We start from the raw sequence: 2542 nt of genomic DNA, 5'->3' as shown, positions 1-2542 counted from the left end.
TACTATTTCCCTCCCACATAATCTGCATTTATCTATATATAATTCTTCAATAATTTAATATTATTCTTTCATCCCATCAAAGCACTGGTCGGGAAGGACAATCGGATCGTTCTTCCATCTCGTTGGCCATATTACGTTGAGATATGCGGCGGATCGCCTCAGAAGCAACAAATAGCGCACGCATTGAAAGTGCCATAAGTTCAAGGCGAGTCATACCATGAAAAGCATATCGACTTTCTACATAATTTGGAAAATTTGCGCATGCCTGGAACAACCGCTCATCATTGCGTGTAGGTTTAATCTTAATTAATTCAGCGGCTAGTTTGGGTAGATGATGTGACAATTTTTTTAGTTGGTCACCAGTCCATCCTAAGTGAGTTAGTGAAGCTTTAATTGATAATTCAGCCATCAAACATGCCGTTTGAACAGCAGCATCAGGATCTGTTCCAGATAGAATACGGGGGGTCGCCACAGCGGATGACCGCGCATTACATAAAAGTTCTTTTGCCGGAGATCCCATGTTGATAAGATCATCAACGCCATATCCAAAGTCCCAAAGATCACAGACGCCATAAAAAGCCCTCCAACCTTGCTCTGGGTAATTCTGAAAAATAAATTCTAATTCGCTTTGCGAGATATCAATACATTTGAGGGGATCAATACTAAAAGAACCATAAGCGACATTAATGTGCACAGGGTACATCACATCACGCAGAGCACCCCCACCAACCATTACTGATGGAATAGAAAAATCGCCTTTTGGGTAAAGATATTCATAAATCCCCATCACAGGCTCCCATATCCCCTTATCCAGTATATCGCCAGTGATATTTTTTTCTTTCATCCATTCGATTACAACACAAAATGGTCGAGCATGAAGTGCGACATCAGCGGCTATCAACTTGTCGTCAATTTTATGTACAAAATCTTTAGTTATGATATGCATTGATTGCTCCACTAAAAATAATCTGCATAAATCATACAACTAAGTCTCCTGAAAGACTTATGACTATTTAGTCAAATACCTGTACCAGTCTAAAAACAAGAACTATATTAGTTTAATAATTTTCAAAATTGTCAATCAAGAGACGACATTTGCCAAAGTATATAAACTGGCTGATGCAAAACACCCTCCCCAGTCAGGTGTTGCTCCAGTCATGGCTTACCCGCAACGGCATAGATCGTAAGCTCTCTTATCTCTATGTCCAGAATGGCTGGCTCAGGCGAATCGCTCACGGCGTATACTGCCGGACGGGTCGTGAACCGGATTGGTGGATGCAGTTTACTGCCTGCAATCGCAGTGGGAAAGGCCAGTTCGGGTGGCGGGGCTAACCAGCCTTGCGCTTCAGGGCTATGCGCACTATACCGAACTGGGGAAATCGCAGGTCTGGCTCGCGCTCCCGGCTTACGTCAAGCTACCGGGATGTTTTGCTGCCTTCGACCAATCTACGACGTTTGTCACAGTGTATACCTCTGGCCTCACCGTCGATATAACACCATTCACGACAAAACTGAATGTCGGCGACCGGCAGTTAGCGGGCAGTGTCCCGGAACTGGCCGCGTATGAGATCGCCTACGGTGTTCCTTCGTTGATCTCGTTCGAACATGCCGATGCTCTGTTTCAGGGAATGAATCTTCTCAGCCCGCGTAAATTACAAACACTACTCTGCGCCAGCCATTCGGTAAAACCAACCGGGTGATGCTTTACCTTGCCCGGCGTAATGGGCACCCTTATTTTCAGTATCTTGATCAAAGCGGTATAGAAACAGGTACAGGAAAGCGGCAAATCATACCCGGCGGCTGGCTGGAGCCGGATTATCAAATTACTGTTCCACGCACATTTAAACCGGAAGGAATTGAAGATGGATCTGCGTGATAGTTATGACCGACAGGTTAAACTGCTGATGGCTGCTCTGCCGCATGTGGCGAAGGAGTCCTGTTTCGCGTTGAAAGGCGGCACTGCAATCAATTTGTTTGTGCAGGATTTTCCCCGTTTGTCGGTGGATATCGATCTGGCGTATAAGACTTTTGCTGATCGCGATACCGATTTGACGGCTATTAACGATGCTTTGAAGAGAATTACTGCATCGCTGAACAGTAAACCGGGGATTACCGCGATTCGACAGGAAAATAAAGCAAATGAAAAGCGCATCATTGTGAATACCGCTGATGCACAGATAAAGATCGAGGTTAGTCCTGTCTGGCGTGGGCTGTTGTCGAGGTGGGAATGTTTTTCACGCCGCTATGTGTGCAGTTCCACCTACTATATGTGAACCTCAGACCGTTATGTGTGGATCAGACTCCACACATAACGGTCTGAGGTAAGCGTTCCCGACAGCTAATATTTATTATTTTAGCGCAAAAATATCATTCCCTCACTTTCCCATTATCATCAAACAATGTATCCCATTGTTGAATATCAACATCGTCTAATACCAGACAGTCTCTGGTCATTTTTTTTAATTCCGCAATTTTCTTACTATCAGCAAACGGAACAAAAGATACGTAATCTCTCTTATATGTCTCATCCCTGATTTTTACT

General features: G+C 44.3%; 1 protein-coding gene and 2 pseudogenes. 2 read left to right on the top strand and 1 reads right to left on the bottom strand.

Annotation, left to right across the window (positions count from 1 at the left end; translation table 11 throughout):
• Positions 1–76 precede the first annotated feature (76 nt).
• Positions 77–946 carry a hypothetical protein gene (locus tag EQY_RS0121740; protein WP_000547573.1) on the bottom strand — a complete coding sequence of 290 codons (870 nt, stop codon included), beginning with the start codon at positions 944–946 and terminating at the stop codon, positions 77–79.
• Between the two features lie 149 nt (positions 947–1095).
• On the opposite strand from EQY_RS0121740, the pseudogene EQY_RS27350 reads away from it, so the two are divergent.
• A pseudogene (locus EQY_RS27350) lies at positions 1096–1876 on the top strand (type IV toxin-antitoxin system AbiEi family antitoxin domain-containing protein).
• Positions 1863–2216: pseudogene (locus EQY_RS0121730) on the top strand (nucleotidyl transferase AbiEii/AbiGii toxin family protein); the annotation flags it as partial. The pseudogenes EQY_RS27350 and EQY_RS0121730, both read left to right, overlap by 14 nt.
• Positions 2217–2542: the final 326 nt, after the last annotated feature.

The sequence above is a fragment of the Escherichia sp. TW14182 genome, assembly GCF_000208525.1.
GTDB classification, from domain to species: domain Bacteria; phylum Pseudomonadota; class Gammaproteobacteria; order Enterobacterales; family Enterobacteriaceae; genus Escherichia; species Escherichia ruysiae.
The sequence above is the reverse complement of the archived record's forward strand: the minus strand, read 5'-3'. Positions and strand labels throughout refer to the sequence as shown.